The sequence below is a fragment of the Nitrosomonas sp. Nm58 genome, assembly GCF_900107335.1.
GTDB lineage: Bacteria > Pseudomonadota > Gammaproteobacteria > Burkholderiales > Nitrosomonadaceae > Nitrosomonas.
Window position 1 is genome coordinate 1 of record NZ_FNPQ01000021.1, and the last position, 17,699, is coordinate 17,699.

Consider the following 17,699-nt stretch of genomic DNA (forward strand, 5'->3'; position numbering starts at 1 on the left):
TAGCGTAGAGTGACTTTGCCGCCAGCCAATCGTTAGGCCGGTTGACCCGGGCAATGAAATCGCGATTGCGGATTCGCCCGAGCCAATGCCAGTCCAGATTTTCAACTTCGCGAAAGAATGGCGTGCGAAATCCAGAATCAGCAACGATGATAGGCGCTACATCGGCTGGTAGCAATGCTTGCAAACTCCTAAGAAATCGCTGCTGTATCCGACGGTTGCCCGGTTTCTTAACGGGATGAATTTCTTCGTACAAGGTAACGGAACGCCCTCCCGCAGGCAAAGCCGCTCGTAAGCGTTGCTGATGCTGATCTGTTGTCAGGGGCGACCAGCCGATAAGGATCAAGGGCATGGGCAGGGATTGCAATAGCCATCGGGTCATGGTGCCGTATATCTCCATGCGTTCGCTGTTGAGATGGTAATTGCCGGCTATGCGATCCATACGTTTGATTTTGTGTTTGATATAGGCAGGTCCGGAAAGCGATCGCCCGAGCTGCGTAATCGATACAGACGCTCCTTTCAAACCAGCCTGAACAGCAGCCATCAGAGCTTGGAGACGGGTAGCATGAATGCCGGGAACTTTTTCTTTCAATAAGTTATGCAGCAGTTCAATAATCGACATAAATTTATCCTTCCAGGTTATTTTTTTAGAAAGAAATTTTATGCTCAGAACGGCTTGATCTTATTTTTATCTGAATTCCATCCAACAATACATTGTTTCTTAATGATATTTTGTGGGGATACCTCAGTACCTGATCCCTATGACGTTAGGCTGGGAGAGCAAAATTGCAGGTTATCAACACCTAATATGGCATGATTAAATTCACAGTGTGATCTCAATGTGTTACAAAATGAATTGCAATCATTGCTGTAGATTTAGCAATTTCTGATCGTTTTACCGCTCAGATCCGAGGAATGAATCAGATTACCAGAGATGCCAACGATGGAACTTCCATGGTGCAAGCAGCAGAGGGGGTTTATCCGTAGCTACGTCATCATTACAGTACTTTTGCGAATTGGCGATTCAGCCAGTCAATGCGGCTAACAACGCAAGTGATCCATCACATTACAGCAAGAAGCTGTTCAGCTGATTTCTGAAGTGGATAGAATTGGTGAGACTTCTTTATTTAACGGTAAAAAGATATTTTTATAAGGTGAATTTAGTGCTGCTAGTGATCCAGATCAGCTAGCATTAATCTACGAATCGTAGTTTGACAGACTTGAATGGCGGAAAGCTCAATATCATAGACTATCCATATAAACAAAGGAGGCGCTTGAGCACTTTTGTACAATGCATAATAAATGGGAGCTGAATGGAACACAATATTTCTTTAATTACTACTATTGCCGTCGCCTTAGGTATTGCATTGATGCTTGGCTTCGTTGCTGAGCGAATCAAGATACCTGCACTGGTTGGCTATCTGATCACAGGCATCATCATTGGTCCGGGAACACCTGGTTTTGTTGCCGATGTAAGTATCGCCTCCCAGTTATCGGAAATCGGCGTTATGCTGCTGATGTTTGGTGTTGGACTCCATTTTTCTCTCAATGATCTGCTTGCGGTAAAACGTATTGCGATACCCGGTGCAGTAGTGCAGATGGGGTTAGCGACAGTATTAGGTATGGGCATGACCTGGTGGTGGGGTTGGAGCCTGGGGAGCGGGTTGATTTTCGGGCTATCGTTATCTTGTGCCAGCACTGTCGTGTTGCTCAAGGCACTTGAAGCTCGTGGCATTCTCGAAACAATGAACGGACACATCGCAGTAGGTTGGTTGGTGGTCGAGGACCTTGCCACAGTGTTGGTTTTGGTGCTGCTACCCCCGCTTGCGGGTATATTGGGCGGCACACCTGCGGGCGTCGAAAATACTACTTCCGTGTGGATCACTCTTGGACAAACTTTGTTACAGGTTTCAGCTTTCATCGCTCTGATGTTGATCGCTGGCCACCGTGTACTGCCTTGGCTATTATGGCAGATCGCACGCACAGGCTCCCGGGAACTGTTTACCCTGGCAGTAATTACTGCCGCGATTAGCATTGCCTATGGCGCAGCGGAATTATTCAGTGTGTCATTCGCACTGGGCGCTTTCTTTGCTGGCACGGTAATGCGCGAATCTGAATTTAGTCACCGTGCCGCTGAAGAGTCTTTGCCGTTGCGTGATGCATTTTCAGTGCTTTTCTTTGTGGCAGTGGGTATGTTGTTCGAGCCGGCGGTACTGATCGATCAGCCAACTCATGTACTGGGCGTGGTCGCCATTATTATCATTGGTAAATCAATCGCGGCACTGGTACTGGTGCTTACTTTTCGCTATCCACTTAATACTGCGCTGACGGTTGCTACCAGTCTGGCTCAAATCGGTGAGTTTTCCTTTATTCTGGCTGGATTGGGCCTGTCGCTCGGACTATTGACCACTGAGGGAATGAATCTGGTGCTTGCTGGTGCGCTGATTTCCATCGCACTGAATCCTTTCCTGTTTACGGCTATCGAGCCATTTAGAAAGTGGCTTCTCGATCGTTCTGAGCTGGCGCGCAGTCTAGAGCGTCGAGAAGATCCCTACGCAGAACTGCCGATGAGTACTGAACGCAAGTATCTTGAAGGCCAAGTGGTGCTGGTAGGCTGCGGGCGAGTTGGGCGCCGCATTGCCGATGCTTTGGACAAGCAGGGCATTCCCTACGTGATTGCAGAGCAGAACCGCGAACTGGTTGAGGATTTGCGTAACAAAGGAGTCGTCGCCGTATCAGGGGACGCTACCGATCCGGCAGTATTGATTCAAGCTCACATTGCGGATGCGGCAATGCTTGTTATCGCGACTCCGGATCTGCTGAATGTTCGCCAAATAGTCGACACCGCGCGTACACTCAATCCAGGCATCGAAATCGTGCTGCGGACTCATAGTGAGGATGAATCGCAATTATTGCGCAAAGAGAATATTGGCACGGTCTTCTTTGGTGAGGAGGAGCTTGCCAAAGGTATCACGAGTCATGTTTTACAACGCTTCGCCCCCCCGTCGATAGCACCGGCACATGGCAAGCATGCATGAGCGCACCGCTGAACCGGGTTAAGATAAAATTTTAGATTGCAACGCGTAATTCCCGCAGAATCAGTGTCTTGCGAGTAATCGATCAGGTGGTGCTTGGCTTGTTATTTTTCAGCAAGCTGGGCATAGTATGATTACAGCGGCGCTGAGGTCAGTGGTTAGCAGCAGGCCGGTAGTGGGTCGGCTATCCAAAGCGATACATTTGTATGATTAGTTTCCATATTTGTGGCGCTCGAGTATGACTTAAGGAAGTGAACAAAGAGATCAAGATTTCCATTTCGGAGTACGGATATGAGTCATGAGATGCTAGAATTCACGAGTGTAACGATCAAAACTGACTTTCTTTTCGTTTCAGAAACCAGGAGTTTTTCGCGATGACTGATTATATCGTGTGGTTTGACCAGTTGAGTAAGGATGATGTAGCCATCGTCGGCGGTAAGAATGCCTCGCTAGGTGAAATGATCAACCATCTCAGTCGGGCAGGTGTCAATGTGCCGGGCGGTTTTGCTACCACCACGCACGCCTATCGCGATTTTCTAGCGAGCAATGGATTGACTGAGCGCATCAACCATTTGCTGGATCAATTGGATGTCAGTGATATCAATGCACTGACCACTGTAGGCAAAACAATTCGTGGTTGGCTACTGGAGGCATCGTTGCCCGATGCCTTGCTGCAAGCAGTTACTCAGGCTTATGAAAAATTGGTAACCAATAGTGGTGATAGGGCTTCTTTTGCAGTACGCTCATCTGCAACAGCTGAAGATTTGGCAGATGCCTCATTTGCCGGCCAGCAGGAAACCTTGCTGAATGTTCGCGGTCTGGAGCAGCTTGTTGCAGCGATCAAAGTGGTATTTGCATCGTTATATAACGATCGCGCCATTGCCTACCGAGTTCACCATCACTTCCAGCATGACAAGGTATTCCTGTCAGCAGGGATTCAGAAGATGGTACGCAGCGACCTGGGAGCGAGTGGCGTAGCATTCACGCTGGATACCGAGTCGGGTTTCCGGGATGTGATTTTCATCACAGCAGCGTATGGCCTGGGTGAAACCATCGTGCAGGGCACAGTCAATCCGGATGAATTCTACGTTTATAAGCGGGGATTAGAAACAGGTCACCCAGCCATTCTTTCGCGGCGTTTGGGCGCCAAAGCCATCGAAATGATTTACCGCGACGGTGATGAGCAGAGCTCATCCACAGTGATGCGCGAAGTGGAAGTAGAACGCCGTCAGCGTTTCTGTTTATCTGATGCGCAAGTTGAAGCGCTGGCGCAGCAGGCCCTGATTATCGAAAAGCATTACGGTCGTCCGATGGATATCGAATGGGCATTAGATGGGGTAGATGGACAGCTTTATATTGTACAGGCTCGCCCTGAAACCGTTGAAAGCCGAGTGGGTTCCGCTGTAGAGCGCTTTAAATTGAGTCAGAAAGGGAAGGTATTGACCGAAGGGCGCGCCATCGGGCAAAAGATCGGGCAGGGGGTAGCGCGTTTGATCATGCACACGGATCAGATGGATACTATCCAATCAGGAGAGGTGCTGGTTACCGATATGACAGATCCCGACTGGGAGCCGATCATGAAACGGGCTGCTGCGATCGTCACGAATCGTGGCGGGCGTACTTGTCATGCAGCGATTGTGGCGCGCGAACTGGGGATTCCGGCAGTAGTGGGTTGTGGTGATGCCACGACACAAATCAAGGATGGAACGGAAGTTACAATTTCCTGTGCTGAAGGAGATACCGGCCACGTTTATGAAGGATTGCTGCTGTTTGAGCATACGACTGCCGATATTGGTGAGCTGCCTGATTTACCCGTTAAGATCATGATGAATATTGGTAATCCATCCCATGCCTTTGCATTTTCACGTTTGCCGAATCAAGGAGTTGGCCTGGCGCGACTGGAATTTATCATTAATAACATGATAGGCATCCACCCGAAAGCATTGCTGGAGTTTGCTCATTTGCCAGAAGATCTGAAAAATGAGATTGGCCGACGAATGGCCGGTTATGCTGACCCTGTCAGCTTTTATGTGGATAAACTGGCGGAAGGCATTGCAACACTGGCGGCAGCCTTTTATCCACACCCTGTCATCGTCCGCACTTCCGACTTTAAATCCAATGAGTATGCCAAGCTGATTGGTGGTGATCGTTATGAACCACAGGAAGAAAATCCCATGATTGGATTTCGTGGCGCATCACGTTATCTGGCAGCTTCATTTCGCGATTGTTTTGAGCTGGAGTGCCAGGCATTGCATAAAGTACGTGATGAGATGGGTTTGACCAATGTTGAGATCATGATTCCATTCTGCCGCACCCTGGAGGAAGCCCGGCAAGTCACGGAACTGCTGGCGTCACTGGGTTTTGTGCGAGGCAGGAATGGGCTGCGTTTGATCATGATGTGCGAGATTCCATCCAATGCGATACTGGCAGAGGAGTTTTTGCAATATTTTGATGGTTTCTCCATTGGCTCGAATGATATGACTCAGTTATCGCTGGGGATTGATCGTGATTCCAGTTTAGTGTCCCATTTGTTCGATGAACGCAATCCGGCTGTTAAAAAGATCCTCAAAATGGCAATAGACGCCTGTCGCAAGCAGGGTAAATATATCGGTATCTGTGGTCAGGGTCCGTCCGATTATCCGGATTTTGCGGTTTGGTTGTTTGAACAGGGGATTAATAGCTTATCGCTGAATCCGGATACCGTCGTGGATACTTGGCTGCATCTGGCTAATTTAGATAAATCGTGACCAGGCAGAAACGCACCGTTTTTTATTTATCGGACCGTACCGGCATTACTGCAGAAACCCTTGGGCACAGCTTGTTGACCCAGTTTGATGGGATTGAATGGGAAAAGATCAATGTGCCATTTCTGGGCGATTCTGTAAAAGCCCTGGTAGTAGCAGAGCAGATCAATCGAGCTGCCGAGCGGGATGGTCATCGACCACTGGTTTTTAGTACGTTGCTTAAACCGGATATTCTTGGAGTGATTCGACAGGCAAATTGCCGGGTCTATGATTTTTTTGAAACCTTCGTCAGCTCAATCGAAGAAGAACTTCACCAACCGTTTGCAAGAATGGCAGGACGCTCTCATGGTCTGCAGTACCGTCTGCCTTATTTTAAGAGGATGGCAGCGATCAATTACGTGCTGGCGCATGATGATGGGGTTAACCCGGGAAAATTTACGGAAGCCGACATTATTCTGATGGGAGTGTCTCGTACTGGTAAAACACCCACCTGTCTATATCTGGCATTGCAGTATGGGATTGCCGCCGCAAACTATCCGCTCACCCAGGAAGATATGTCTGTGATACAGCTACCCAAAGTACTAGAACCTGTTAGAAATGAGTTATTTGGACTGACGCTCAGTGCAGCGCAGCTGCATTTTATTCGCCAGGAACGTCGTCCAAATAGCCAGTATGCATCGCTTGCCCAGTGCCAGCGCGAAATTCAATGGCAAGAATCCTTATTTCAGCTATTCAGTATTCCCTATCTGGATACCACGCATATCTCTATCGAAGAAATCAGCGCCATCATTCTTGATCGCAGTGGTTTGAAGCGGCAGTTGTACGGTTGATAAGAAAGAAGATCGCATAGCTGCCGCCAGGTTGTGTTGCGGCTAGATGTTACAATGTTTCAGCGGGTTCATTTCATGTATCTGACTGATAACCGTAATCTGAAGCAGGAAGTCTTTTGGTGAGAGAGGCAGCCGGCAACCTAAGAAGCAGCATTCACAACCCAGTATATTTTTGAGATTCCTGAAAGGTTTCTGATGATTGAGCAGTTTTTTCACCCAATCCTTATGCTGCTTGGAGCGGCGATCATTGTGGTGGTTACCTTTCATCGGCTTCACGTCCCGCCGAGTTTGGGTTATATACTGGTAGGTGTTCTGCTTAGTTCATATACGCCTGGATCGGTCATTGAAGCACAACCTATTCACATGCTGGCGGAGTTCGGGATCGTTTTTCTGTTGTTTACCATTGGATTGAATTTCTCGCTGCCGCAAATTTACGCTTCGCACGGTCTGGTATTAGGTCTAGGGACAGCTCAGGTGCTGCTGACCACCATAGCTGTAGGTGTCGTAGTGTGGCTGATGGGTTTGCCGGTTGCGGCAGCTTTTGTGGTAGGGGCAGTGTTTGCGCAGTCTTCTACCACGATCATCAGTAAGACACTTAGTGAACAGGGAGAGGAACACAGCCGGCACGGCAGGCTCGGTACGGGGATGAATATTTTCCAGGATGTCACGGCGGTACCTTTCCTGATCGTAATTCCTGCGTTTGGCGCGGCTGCTGAGGGGATTGGCGCATTGGCGAGTTCGCTCGGCTTAGCGCTTGCCAAAGCTGCGCTGGCATTCGCGCTGGTGTTTATCGTGGGCAGAAAACTGCTACGACCTTTGTTTCATTTGGTTGCGGTGCAACGATCGGCAGAGGTATTCACCTTGACCGTATTGTTTGTTTCCCTGGTCGCAGCCTGGATTACTCAGAATCTTGGGATGTCTACCGCATTTGGAGCTTTTCTTGCCGGTATGGTGTTAGGTGAAACAGAATTTCGCCATCAAGTGGAATCAACCATTCGACCCATTCGCGATGTATTGCTCGGTTTGTTTTTTGTCGGGATTGGCATGCTATTCGATTTATCCGTATTTCCACAGATATGGCATTGGGCACTGGCTGGCGCTGTGGTTCTCATGGTTTCCAAGGCCTTTATCGTTGCCCAGATTGTACAGTTAGTAAGAATTGATACATTAACTGCGTGGCGCACCGGGTGGTTGTTGGCAGTGGGGGGAGAATTTGGTTTTGCTTTACTCACGATTGCGCTTGGCATGCAGGCAATCGACCAAGAAACCGGTCAGATCACACTCGCCTCGGTGCTGCTTTCCATGATCGGGGGGCCGTTCCTCATTCGCTATAATCATGCACTTGCTCGTCTTTTCGTACGACAGCCAGCTTCTCAGCGTGAAGACACGACATTGCAACTCAATACTGAAACTACCAGTAAATTAAGAGATCATGTCATCATTTGCGGCTATGGGCGTATTGGTCAAAGTGTGGCTCATTTTCTGGAGGAGGAGCGGATACCTTACATAGCGCTGGATCTTGATCCTGTGAAAGTAAAGGAGGCGCATACTGCCGGTGAACAGGTTTTTTATGGTGACGCTGCAGAACGCGATATTCTCGAGGCAGTCGGTGTAAGCACTGCACGGCTTCTTGTGATTAGTCACGAGGATATCATGTCTGCTCATAAGGTTTTGCATCATGTGCGAGATTTGCGCCCGGATCTTCCTGTGATGGTGCGTACTCGTGATGAAAGTCATGTGGATGAGCTGCGGGAAAGTGGTGCGACAGAAGTGGTGCCGGAAACGCTGGAAGCTGCACTGATGATTGCTGCGCATACGCTGCTGCTGCTGGATGTGCCGATCTCGCGAGTAATGCGTCGCATGCAGCAACAACGGGATAAACGTTATCATTTGCTGCGTGAGTTTTACCGAGGCAACAATGTATTTACCGATACGCTCCAGGAGAACGATGCTGATCGGCTCAGGCCGATCATTCTGCCGCCAGATAGTGGCGCTGCAGGGCGTACTCTGCGAGAATTCAATCTTGAAGGGATTGCAGTAACCGCGTTGGTACGGCAAGGGAGGCGGCAGCTTGCCCCCTCACTTGATACTCCATTGCAAGTGGGTGATGTGATCGTACTGTTTGGTTCACCCGATGATCTGGAGCGTGCAGAAAAAGCTTTGTCTGTTTGACCTCAAGATTGACTGAGACATACGTTTCAATGAACAATACTGAGACAATCATAGGAGATTACTGCATGATACGTATACAGTCTATATTGGCGGCAACTGATTTTTCCGCTGATGCACAATACGCCGCTGAACGTGCCGCAATAATTTCTGCCGCGACAGGAGCATCGCAGGGTGTGATACTCCATGTGCTTAAATCATCATGGCTGGATAACTTGAAACACTTCGCCAATCTGCCCGTGGAAGTAGAGCAATCCATGGTGACGAATGCCTCCCGGTCACTCAATCAACTGATTGCAAAAATCCAAGAGCAAGCGGGCTTTGCGTTTGAACCAAGGGTTTGCGTGGGTAATGTTCTGGACACGATCTTGAAAGTATCAGAGGATTTTGATTTACTAGCACTGGGTGCGCATGGGGAAAATCCATTGCGTGATTTTGCCCTGGGGACCACGACCGAACGGCTTATCCGGCAAAGCCGTAAACCTATGCTCGTGGTCAGACGCGAAGCTAAAACCGCTTATCGGTGCGTGCTTGTTGCTGTCGATTTTTCTCCGCATTCGTTGACAGCATTTGCATACGGGAATGTGATTGCCCCGCAAAGCGAAATTTATCTAACACACATCTTTGAAGCACCCTTCGAGGGTAAGATGCGGTATGCAGGCGTTACGGATGAAATCATTCAGAAATACCGTATCCATGCACGCCATGAAGCTGAGGCAGAGATGAAGGGGTTTATCGAAACATCAGGAATAGACAGTCGTAATGTGTGCCGTATGATTGAACATGGCCGTCATGTTCCTGCCAAATTACGAGATAAAGTGCTCGAAATCGGCGCAGATCTTGTCGTTGTCGGCAAGCATGGTAAATCTCTGACTGAACAATTGCTGTTAGGAAGCGTGACACTTCATCTGCTGACAGAATGTCCTTGTGATGTGCTGGTTGTGCAATAGCAGCTGTCATGAGCATGTTTGGAGAATAGAGTGGCGCAGTTTTCCAGATTGCTTTAACGACAATTTTTGGTTTTTAATGTTGGTTTGCTTGATGATCGCTGTGCCCAAATCAGCAATCCTATACCTGCAGCAATCATGGGGAGTGACAGCCATTGCCCCATACTGACGCCCAAAGTTAATATCCCCATAAAACCATCATCGGGTTCGCGGAAAAATTCTGCAAACGAGCGGAATGTGCCATACCCGATCAGAAACATGCCGGAGACAGCTCCTAGTGGGCGTGATTTACTTGAATAGATCCAGAGCAGGATAAATAAAGCGATCCCTTCCAGCGCAAATTCGTAAAGTTGAGAAGGATGACGCGAAAGATTGTCGACGTGTGGAAAAATCATGCCCCAGGCTACATCAGTGGGCCGTCCCCATAATTCGCCATTGATAAAATTGCCGATGCGGCCTGCTCCCAACCCTAATGGTACCAGCGGCGCAATGAAATCAGTCACAGTAAACCATTGAAGTCTATGCTTATGAGCCAGCAGCGCCATCGCCACGATGACACCAATGAAGCCCCCATGGAATGACATGCCGCCTTGCCAAATCGCGAATATTTCCAGCGGGTGTTGTAAGTAATAACCTGGCTGGTAAAACAATACATGTCCTAGTCTTCCTCCCAGGATAACGCCAAGGACTCCATAGAAGAGTGCGTCATCGAGGATAGTATTGGTGAATACTGCCTGCTTATTTTGCTTAATGCGATAACGACCAAGCAAAATAAAAAGAGAAAAACCAAGCAGATACATCAATCCATACCAGTGAATGGAAAGCGGGCCAATGGAGAGTGCAACCGGATCGAATTGAGGATGGATAAGCATAGGTTACGAGCTGATTTACGGTAAAATACACATTATACGGTAAGTAAGCATATCGCTGCAGTGCGCAGCTTGTTAATCAGATTGCATTTTTAGCTTTTCAGGAGAAATCATGCCAGACAATAAGCGTAGTCAAGCCATTACTCAAGGAGCAAAGCGCTCCCCCAATCGTGCCATGTTGCGGGCAGTGGGTTTTGGTGATGGAGACTTTGATAAACCCATTGTTGGAGTAGCCAATGGATTTTCTACTATTACACCCTGTAATATGGGTCTTAATGAACTCTCCCTCAGTGCCGAGCGTGCATTGAGAAAAGCCGGCGCAATGCCGCAAATGTTTGGCACGATAACGGTTTCCGATGGTATATCCATGGGAACCGAAGGAATGAAATATTCACTCGTGTCCCGTGAAGTTATCGCTGATTCCATTGAAACGGCTGTGCAGGCAGAAAGCATGGATGGCGTGATTGCAATTGGTGGCTGTGACAAGAACATGCCGGGTGCGATGATTGCGCTGGCGAGGATGAATGTACCCGCCATATTTGTCTATGGCGGTACCATTAAGGCAGGGCACTATAAAGGGCAAGATCTGACAATTGTGAGTGCGTTCGAAGCCGTGGGCCAGTACACTGCTCATAAAATCGATGATAAGGAATTACTGGAAGTAGAACGGCATGCCTGCCCTGGTGCAGGCTCCTGTGGCGGAATGTATACAGCCAATACCATGTCGTCAGCGATCGAGGTAATGGGAATGAGCTTGCCTTACTCATCGACCATGGCAGCAGAAGATGAAGAAAAACGGCTTAGTGCAGCACGTTCCGCAGAAGTTTTAGTCAATGCAATTAATAAGCAGATTCGTCCACGCGATTTGATTACACGGAAATCGCTTGAAAATGCCATTTCTGTGGTGATGGCAGTGGGTGGATCAACCAATGCGGTGCTTCATCTACTAGCGATTGCGCACGCTGCCGAGGTGGATCTGAGTATTGATGACTTTGAGGAAATACGTGCACGGGTACCTGTTTTGTGCGATCTGAAACCCTCTGGGCGTTATGTGGCAACTGATTTGCACCATGCAGGTGGGATTCCTCAAGTCATGAAGATGTTACTGGTGCGCGGTTTGCTACATGGTGATTGCATGACGATCAGTGGTGAAACTATTGCGGAAGTATTACGGGATGTGCCTGAGAAGCCACGTGAGAATCAGAATGTCATCAGACAATGGGACAATCCTTTGTATGCACAGGGTCATCTTGCCATTCTCAAAGGAAATTTGTCACCAGAAGGTTCAGTTGCCAAAATAACGGGAGTGAAAAATCCGAAAATTACAGGTCCTGCACGTGTCTTCGATTCTGAGGAAGCATGCATGAATGCCATCCTTGCCAGGGAAATTCAAGCAGGAGATGTCGTGGTAATACGTTATGAAGGTCCCAAGGGCGGACCAGGTATGCGAGAAATGCTGTCGCCTACTTCAGCGCTGATTGGTGAAGGCCTCGGAGATTCGGTTGGGTTGATCACGGATGGACGATTCTCCGGCGGTACTTATGGCATGGTAGTTGGTCATGTTGCACCAGAAGCTTTTGTGGGGGGAGCGATTGCACTGGTGAAGGAGGGCGATTCCATCACCATTGATGCGGCACAACGTTTGTTACAGCTTAATATTTCTGAGGAGGAACTGGCGCAACGCCGTGCGGCGTGGCAAGCACCTGAACCGCGTTATCAGCGCGGTGTGCTGGCGAAGTATGCGAAGCTGGTATCGACCGCCAGCCGTGGAGCGATTACCGACTAGCAGACCGTTGAAAAACGGACTTGCTCCGGTAAAATTTTGCATAAGCCTTACTATACTGAATCATGCGCTGCGGCGTCCGAAGGTACTGGGTGGATAGGATACTCAAGCAAATGGATCAGCCATTTGATGCTGTTTACTCGAGGGAAGGCTGTCCTTCGATACCGCCGGAGTGGTTGCTGCGAGCATCGCTGCTTCAAGTGTTGTTTACCATCCGCTCCGAACGGCAACTGGTCGCGCACATCGAACACAACCTGTGGTACCAGCTGGTTTGCTGGGCTGGGTATTTTCTCACGGGTGTCAAGCATCTGACGGAGTGGGCGGAGCTGAGCAATGACAAACATTTGTCAACCCGGGAGCCACAGTGGGGGAAGACCGCGGCTACGATGTGGATGAGTACATCAAAGCAGTGCGATCGCTGGGCATGATCCCGCATGTGGCGGCCAAACGCAAAGGCAGCGCCATGCCGGATGATATTTGCCAGAGCGAAGGCTACGCGATCTGTCTGAAGATTCGCAAACGATCGACGAAGTATTGGGTTGGGTGAAAACGGTAGGCGGGATGCGTAAGCTGAAGTTGGTCGGGCGCAAGAAAATCAGCGGACAACTCCGGTTTGTTGCCGCGATTTACGATCTGGTGCGCATCGGAAGTCTGACCGGCGGGTAGACAGGTTCGCGCACATAGGGACGGTACGTCTAAAATTCGCCTAAAACAGGCGGATAAGAACAAAGGAAGGATTCACAGGAAACTCGGACAGAAACTGATCAAAAAATGAGCGTCTTTGGTAAAAATAGATCTGCAAAAAACAACCAAAGTGCTTGCAGTCTTTTAAAAGAGAAATTTCAGAATCAAAATGCCGAGTTTTTCAACGGCCTGTTAAAGAAACGATCGGGCGACGGGTCACGTTGCTGACTATATGTTAATGAATAATCAACCATTTATTAAATAATGCCATGTCCAATCATCTGGCAAGTGAAACAAGTCCCTATCTTTTGCAGCATGCAAATAACCCCGTTGAGTGGTACCCGTGGGGTGAGGAAGCGCTTGCACTAGCACGTGACCAAAATAAGCCTATTTTGCTTTCTATTGGTTATTCGGCATGCCATTGGTGCCATATCATGGCATATGAGTCATTCGAGGATTTGGAAGTGGCGGCAGTGATGAATGAACATTTTATCAATATTAAAGTGGATCGTGAGGAGCGCCCTGATCTCGATCAGATATATCAGGCTGCACATTTCATGCTTAACCAGCGTCATGGCGGCTGGCCGTTAACTTTGTTCCTGACGCCTGAGCAAAAGCCTTTTTTCGCAGGTACTTATTTTCCCAAAGAGCCTCGTCACGGTATACCTGGTTTTCTTGATTTATTGCCAAAGATTGTGGAGCTGTATCATACGCGTAGAGAAGATATTGAACAACAAAATACTGCGCTGCTGAAAATGTTTGCAGAGACATTACCTACTTCGGGTACCAATATTCCTGCATTTTCCCGTCATCTCATTGATCAGGCAATCACACAGCTTTTTGCAAATTTTGATCGGGAATGGGGTGGTTTTGGTTCTGCACCAAAATTCATTCATCCAGCCGAGCTGGAATTCTGCTTGAGATGTTATTTTCCAGAAGGTGATAAGCAAGCTTTACATATGACGGTTTATACCCTGGAAAGAATGGCTAAGGGTGGCATTTACGACCAGTTGGGGGGAGGGTTTTACCGTTACAGTACCGATCAGTACTGGCGTATTCCCCATTTTGAGAAGATGCTTTGCGACAACGGTCCCTTGTTACAGCTCTATTCGGATACCTGGCTTGCAACTCGTGATCCTTTATTCAAGCGAATTGCGGAAGAGACGGCTACCTGGGTGATGCGGGAAATGCAATCCGATCAAAAAAAAGGAGGTTATTACTCGGCATTGGATGCAGATTCAGAGCATGAAGAGGGAAAATTTTACGTTTGGGATAAAAATCAGATCGTGCAAATCCTGCCACCTGATGAATATGCTGTGATTGTTCCTTACTATGGCCTTTCACATTTTCCTAATTTTGAAAACAAATACTGGCATCTTGAAATTGATCAATCTGCTGCAGTCATAGCTAACGAAATGGGGGTGAGCGAGGAGGAAGTGCAACAGCGGATTGAATCAGCGCGGCGCAAGCTTTTCAATATACGGGAACAGCGTGTTCATCCTGGTCGTGACAAAAAAATCCTGACTAGCTGGAACGGCTTGATGATCAAGGGCATGGCGCGGGCAGGAATGATTTTTCAGCATAAAGAATGGGTGCATTCCGCTATGCAGGTAGTAGATTTTATTAGCACCACCCTTTGGAAGAACAATCGGCTACTGGCTGTCCACAAGGATGGCAAAGTACATCTCAATGCATATCTCGATGATTATGCGTTTTTGCTAAATGGCTTGTTAGTGCTCGTGCAAGTCGAATTTCGTCAGTCTGATCTTGATTTTGCTATTGCATTGGCCGACATCATGCTGGATCAGTTTGAAGATAAGCAATTAGGTGGATTTTTTTTTACAAGTCATGATCATGAGAAGCTTATTCATCGACCCAAGATAGGTCAGGATAATGCAATACCGTCAGGTAATGGTTTGGCGGCGATATCGTTGCAACGACTTGGCCATTTGCTTGGAGAATATCGTTATTTGCAGTCAGCTGAACGTACGCTTAAATTGTTTTATTCTGGAATGCGGCGACATGCCAGTTCCTACTGTAGTTTATTGATGGCGTTGGAAGAATGGCTTACGCCACCACAAATCGTTATTTTGCGTGGAAAAAACCCTACACTCACTGAGTGGCATCGGGCATTAGTATTCGGTGCGCCGGAAATGATGGTTCTGGCGTTACCGATGGAACTAACTGGATTACCCCAATCTCTGAACAAAGGCTTACCCGTAGATAAAGATGTCAATGCTTGGGTTTGCCAAGGTGAGAGGTGTTTGCCGGAAATCACCGATTTACAGGAATTGCTGCAAGTCTGCGAAGTTAAGGGTAGAATGTTATTCCCTTTATAATTCAAATAAGGAAAAAATGATGAGAAAAATATGGTTAGGAATAATGGCAGCATCTACCGTATTATGGGTTGGCGGTGTTCAAGCAAGTGCTGAATTGGCAAAAAGCAGCGGCTGCCTGAACTGCCATCAAGTTGACACCAAGTTGGTTGGACCTGCACTTAAAGATATCGCTGCAAAATACGTAAGCCAAGAGGGTGCGGCCGATTACCTGGCAGGAAAAATAAAAAATGGTAGTAATGGTGTATGGGGAACTATTCCAATGCCACCGAATGTAAAAGTTAGCGATGCGGATGCTAAGGCTCTAGCAGACTTTATTCTGACGCTCAAGTAAGGCGAGTGATGGAGAGAGGCCGATGCGTGATAAAGGCGTATCGGCCTTTTGTTTTGGTTTTTATGATCTAATGAATAGAGATACATTATTTTGATTCTCAAATGAGTAAAGATTGTTTATTGATAACTTTACCATTCCTATACCCTTGGAAACATATTTTGAGCAATGATGATGGAGAAGATTATCTTTGGTGCTGGCTGCTTTTGGGGTGTTGAAGCTACTTTTCGTGGCATCCATGGTGTATGTGATGTCACCAGTGGGTATGCCGGTGGTCATACTCGCCATCCTACCTACCAGGATGTTTGCTCAGATCAGACAGGTCACGCAGAAGTTGTACTGGTAAAATATGATCCTTCAGTGATTTCCTTTAGAAATTTGCTGGATACCTTCTGGAATTGCCATAATCCTACTACCCTTAATCGCCAGGGACCTGATAGAGGATCTCAATATCGGTCGGTTATATTTTTTTATACGCCAGAACAAGAGATTGCGGCGAAGCAATCGCGGGATGCATTGCAGCAAAGCGGGCATTGGCGGGATCCGATCGTAACTGAAATTTTACCTGCTACTGAGTTCTACTCTGCTGAAGATTATCACCAGCGCTATTTTGAGAAACACGGATTACATTAAGATAACTTGAACTCAGGTTTTCCATCAGGAGTTTAATTTTAAGATATTAAATTTCAGATCGGAAATACTGAGGTGATTGCGGATACTAAATACTCGCTTATTAAATAGAAATTTTCTTCTCAAAATGCAGCGGAGATCCAATATAATCAAAAAATGAGTAGCTTATTTATAATTAGTGCTCCTTCAGGGGCTGGTAAGACCAGTTTGATCAAAGCGTTACTTCAAACCAGCATTAATTTGAGTTTGTCTATTTCGCATACTACTCGTCAACCACGTTCCAATGAAGTAAACGGTCAAGATTATTTCTTTGTCAGTCGGGATGTTTTCAAACAAATGTTAGAGAGAGGTGAATTTCTTGAAAGCGCAGAAGTTTACGGAAACTTATATGGCACCTCACAACATTGGGTTGAAGAGACCATGGCATTGGGTCAAGATGTTTTGATGGAAATCGATTGTCAGGGAGCTCAGCAGATACGCCAGGTTTTTCCTCAGGCAGTAAGCATTTTTATTTTACCTCCTTCTCTGGCATTGTTAGAAGCTCGTTTGAAACAACGTAGACAGGATGATCCAGAAACAATAGCGCGCCGCTTGGAAGCAGCTCGTGAAGAGATAAAACAAGTGAACAGATTTGATTATGCTGTTATTAATAACGAATTAGACGAGGCGCTCAAAGATATTTGTTGTGTTATTCGAGCAGAACGCCTAAGAATAATGCATCAGCTGGTCAAACAACGTGCACTAGTAGCGCAATTTAAATAAACGATATCTTATTGGTGAAATTTTTTAATAAAAAATAAAAGGTGTAATTTATGGCTCGTATTACCGTTGATGATTGTTTAAAAATTATTCCTAATCGTTTTGATATGACATTGGCAGCAACTACTCGAGCAAGACAAATAGCCATTGGCTCTACTCCGATGGTAGATGCTGCTCGAGATAAGCCTACTGTCATTGCGTTACGCGAATTAGCTAAGGGTAAGATAGGTATTGATATTCTTAATACCATACGTTGAGATTGAGAAAATTTTTAGTAAAAATTAGACAATTACAGTAAAGAAACGAAAACAATCTATATTTTGCTAAATAACAGATTGTGTGGCGATAGAATTTGTAGCATTATCAAATTGTTTGTTAAGACTTTTCTTAACTTCATCCCTCTAGTCTTGCACAATATAAAGAACGCTATAAATTCAGAAGCATCCTGAGTATTGATGCAGAGCTCTAGTTATAGTGTTCTTGACCAGAAATATTTGTAATTCCAGCGCCGTAGCTGAGATTACAAAGACCTTGTCTATTGTTTGTAAAATAAAGTTAAATTAGCCCAGCGAAAAATGGGGGAAC

Annotated in this window: 15 protein-coding genes and 1 pseudogene; 14 read left to right on the forward strand and 2 right to left on the reverse strand. The window is 47.0% G+C overall.

Going from position 1 to position 17,699, the window contains the following annotated elements; translation table 11 throughout:
• Positions 1-619, reverse strand: a pseudogene (locus tag BLW34_RS09285) (IS4 family transposase); the annotation flags it as partial.
• 260 nt (positions 620-879) lie between these two features.
• On the opposite strand from BLW34_RS09285, the gene BLW34_RS17390 reads away from it, so the two are divergent.
• The 6 genes from BLW34_RS17390 to BLW34_RS09315 all read left to right on the forward strand — a co-directional run bounded on the left by BLW34_RS17390 (position 880) and on the right by BLW34_RS09315 (position 9,725).
• Complete coding sequence (locus BLW34_RS17390; protein ID WP_371263929.1) at positions 880-984, forward strand: hypothetical protein; 105 nt, start codon at positions 880-882, stop codon at positions 982-984.
• Positions 985-1,310: 326 nt separating this feature from the next.
• On the forward strand, positions 1,311-3,035 hold the full coding sequence (gene ybaL / locus BLW34_RS09295) for a cation:proton antiporter domain-containing protein (RefSeq protein WP_090578633.1): 1,725 nt from the start codon (positions 1,311-1,313) through the stop codon (positions 3,033-3,035).
• A gap of 371 nt (positions 3,036-3,406) precedes the next feature.
• On the forward strand, positions 3,407-5,779 hold the full coding sequence (gene ppsA / locus BLW34_RS09300; RefSeq protein ID WP_090578636.1) for a phosphoenolpyruvate synthase: 2,373 nt from the start codon (positions 3,407-3,409) through the stop codon (positions 5,777-5,779).
• The gene (locus BLW34_RS09305) at positions 5,776-6,606 is read left to right on the forward strand and encodes a posphoenolpyruvate synthetase regulatory kinase/phosphorylase PpsR (RefSeq protein ID WP_090578639.1); all 831 of its coding nucleotides are present in this window, start codon (positions 5,776-5,778) and stop codon (positions 6,604-6,606) included. Before ppsA ends, BLW34_RS09305 begins: the two co-directional genes overlap by 4 nt.
• A 195-nt stretch (positions 6,607-6,801) precedes the next feature.
• Positions 6,802-8,778: a monovalent cation:proton antiporter family protein gene (locus BLW34_RS09310; RefSeq protein WP_090578642.1), complete on the forward strand. Its 1,977-nt coding sequence runs from the start codon at positions 6,802-6,804 to the stop codon at positions 8,776-8,778.
• 65 nt (positions 8,779-8,843) lie between these two features.
• Complete coding sequence (locus BLW34_RS09315; protein WP_177166003.1) at positions 8,844-9,725, forward strand: universal stress protein; 882 nt, start codon at positions 8,844-8,846, stop codon at positions 9,723-9,725.
• A gap of 53 nt (positions 9,726-9,778) precedes the next feature.
• On the opposite strand, the gene lgt is transcribed toward BLW34_RS09315, so the two are convergent.
• On the reverse strand, positions 9,779-10,594 hold the full coding sequence (lgt, locus tag BLW34_RS09320) for a prolipoprotein diacylglyceryl transferase (protein WP_090578648.1): 816 nt from the start codon (positions 10,592-10,594) through the stop codon (positions 9,779-9,781).
• A gap of 109 nt (positions 10,595-10,703) precedes the next feature.
• Here lgt and ilvD point away from each other — a divergent pair, with 109 nt between their 5' ends.
• The 8 genes from ilvD to rpoZ all read left to right on the forward strand — a co-directional run bounded on the left by ilvD (position 10,704) and on the right by rpoZ (position 17,371).
• On the forward strand, positions 10,704-12,377 hold the full coding sequence (gene ilvD, locus BLW34_RS09325; protein ID WP_090578652.1) for a dihydroxy-acid dehydratase: 1,674 nt from the start codon (positions 10,704-10,706) through the stop codon (positions 12,375-12,377).
• An 89-nt stretch (positions 12,378-12,466) separates the two neighbouring features.
• Positions 12,467-12,802, forward strand: a complete 336-nt coding sequence (locus BLW34_RS09330) for a transposase (RefSeq protein WP_177166004.1) — start codon at positions 12,467-12,469, stop codon at positions 12,800-12,802.
• Between the two features lie 49 nt (positions 12,803-12,851).
• Positions 12,852-13,040: a hypothetical protein gene (locus tag BLW34_RS09335; RefSeq protein WP_090578658.1), complete on the forward strand. Its 189-nt coding sequence runs from the start codon at positions 12,852-12,854 to the stop codon at positions 13,038-13,040.
• A 287-nt stretch (positions 13,041-13,327) separates the two neighbouring features.
• Positions 13,328-15,397, forward strand: a complete 2,070-nt coding sequence (locus tag BLW34_RS09340; RefSeq protein ID WP_090578661.1) for a thioredoxin domain-containing protein — start codon at positions 13,328-13,330, stop codon at positions 15,395-15,397.
• 19 nt (positions 15,398-15,416) lie between these two features.
• Positions 15,417-15,728: a c-type cytochrome gene (locus BLW34_RS09345; protein WP_090542652.1), complete on the forward strand. Its 312-nt coding sequence runs from the start codon at positions 15,417-15,419 to the stop codon at positions 15,726-15,728.
• A gap of 165 nt (positions 15,729-15,893) precedes the next feature.
• On the forward strand, positions 15,894-16,358 hold the full coding sequence (msrA, locus tag BLW34_RS09350; protein ID WP_090542654.1) for a peptide-methionine (S)-S-oxide reductase MsrA: 465 nt from the start codon (positions 15,894-15,896) through the stop codon (positions 16,356-16,358).
• Between the two features lie 153 nt (positions 16,359-16,511).
• On the forward strand, positions 16,512-17,117 hold the full coding sequence (gmk, locus tag BLW34_RS09355; protein ID WP_090542656.1) for a guanylate kinase: 606 nt from the start codon (positions 16,512-16,514) through the stop codon (positions 17,115-17,117).
• Between the two features lie 50 nt (positions 17,118-17,167).
• Positions 17,168-17,371, forward strand: a complete 204-nt coding sequence (gene rpoZ / locus BLW34_RS09360) for a DNA-directed RNA polymerase subunit omega (protein WP_090542658.1) — start codon at positions 17,168-17,170, stop codon at positions 17,369-17,371.
• The last annotated feature ends 328 nt before the right edge of the window (positions 17,372-17,699 follow it).

Excerpts from the sequence above, each read along its gene's own strand:
- ybaL (WP_090578633.1), top strand. The coding sequence starts at position 1,311 with ATGGAACACAATATTTCTTTAATTACTACTATTGCCGTCGCCTTAGGT.
- ppsA (WP_090578636.1), top strand. The coding sequence starts at position 3,407 with ATGACTGATTATATCGTGTGGTTTGACCAGTTGAGTAAGGATGATGTA.
- BLW34_RS09310 (WP_090578642.1), top strand. The coding sequence starts at position 6,802 with ATGATTGAGCAGTTTTTTCACCCAATCCTTATGCTGCTTGGAGCGGCG.
- BLW34_RS09315 (WP_177166003.1), top strand. The coding sequence starts at position 8,844 with ATGATACGTATACAGTCTATATTGGCGGCAACTGATTTTTCCGCTGAT.
- lgt (WP_090578648.1), bottom strand. The coding sequence starts at position 10,594 with ATGCTTATCCATCCTCAATTCGATCCGGTTGCACTCTCCATTGGCCCG.
- ilvD (WP_090578652.1), top strand. The coding sequence starts at position 10,704 with ATGCCAGACAATAAGCGTAGTCAAGCCATTACTCAAGGAGCAAAGCGC.
- BLW34_RS09340 (WP_090578661.1), top strand. The coding sequence starts at position 13,328 with ATGTCCAATCATCTGGCAAGTGAAACAAGTCCCTATCTTTTGCAGCAT.
- BLW34_RS09345 (WP_090542652.1), top strand. The coding sequence starts at position 15,417 with ATGAGAAAAATATGGTTAGGAATAATGGCAGCATCTACCGTATTATGG.
- msrA (WP_090542654.1), top strand. The coding sequence starts at position 15,894 with ATGATGATGGAGAAGATTATCTTTGGTGCTGGCTGCTTTTGGGGTGTT.
- gmk (WP_090542656.1), top strand. The coding sequence starts at position 16,512 with ATGAGTAGCTTATTTATAATTAGTGCTCCTTCAGGGGCTGGTAAGACC.
- rpoZ (WP_090542658.1), top strand. The coding sequence starts at position 17,168 with ATGGCTCGTATTACCGTTGATGATTGTTTAAAAATTATTCCTAATCGT.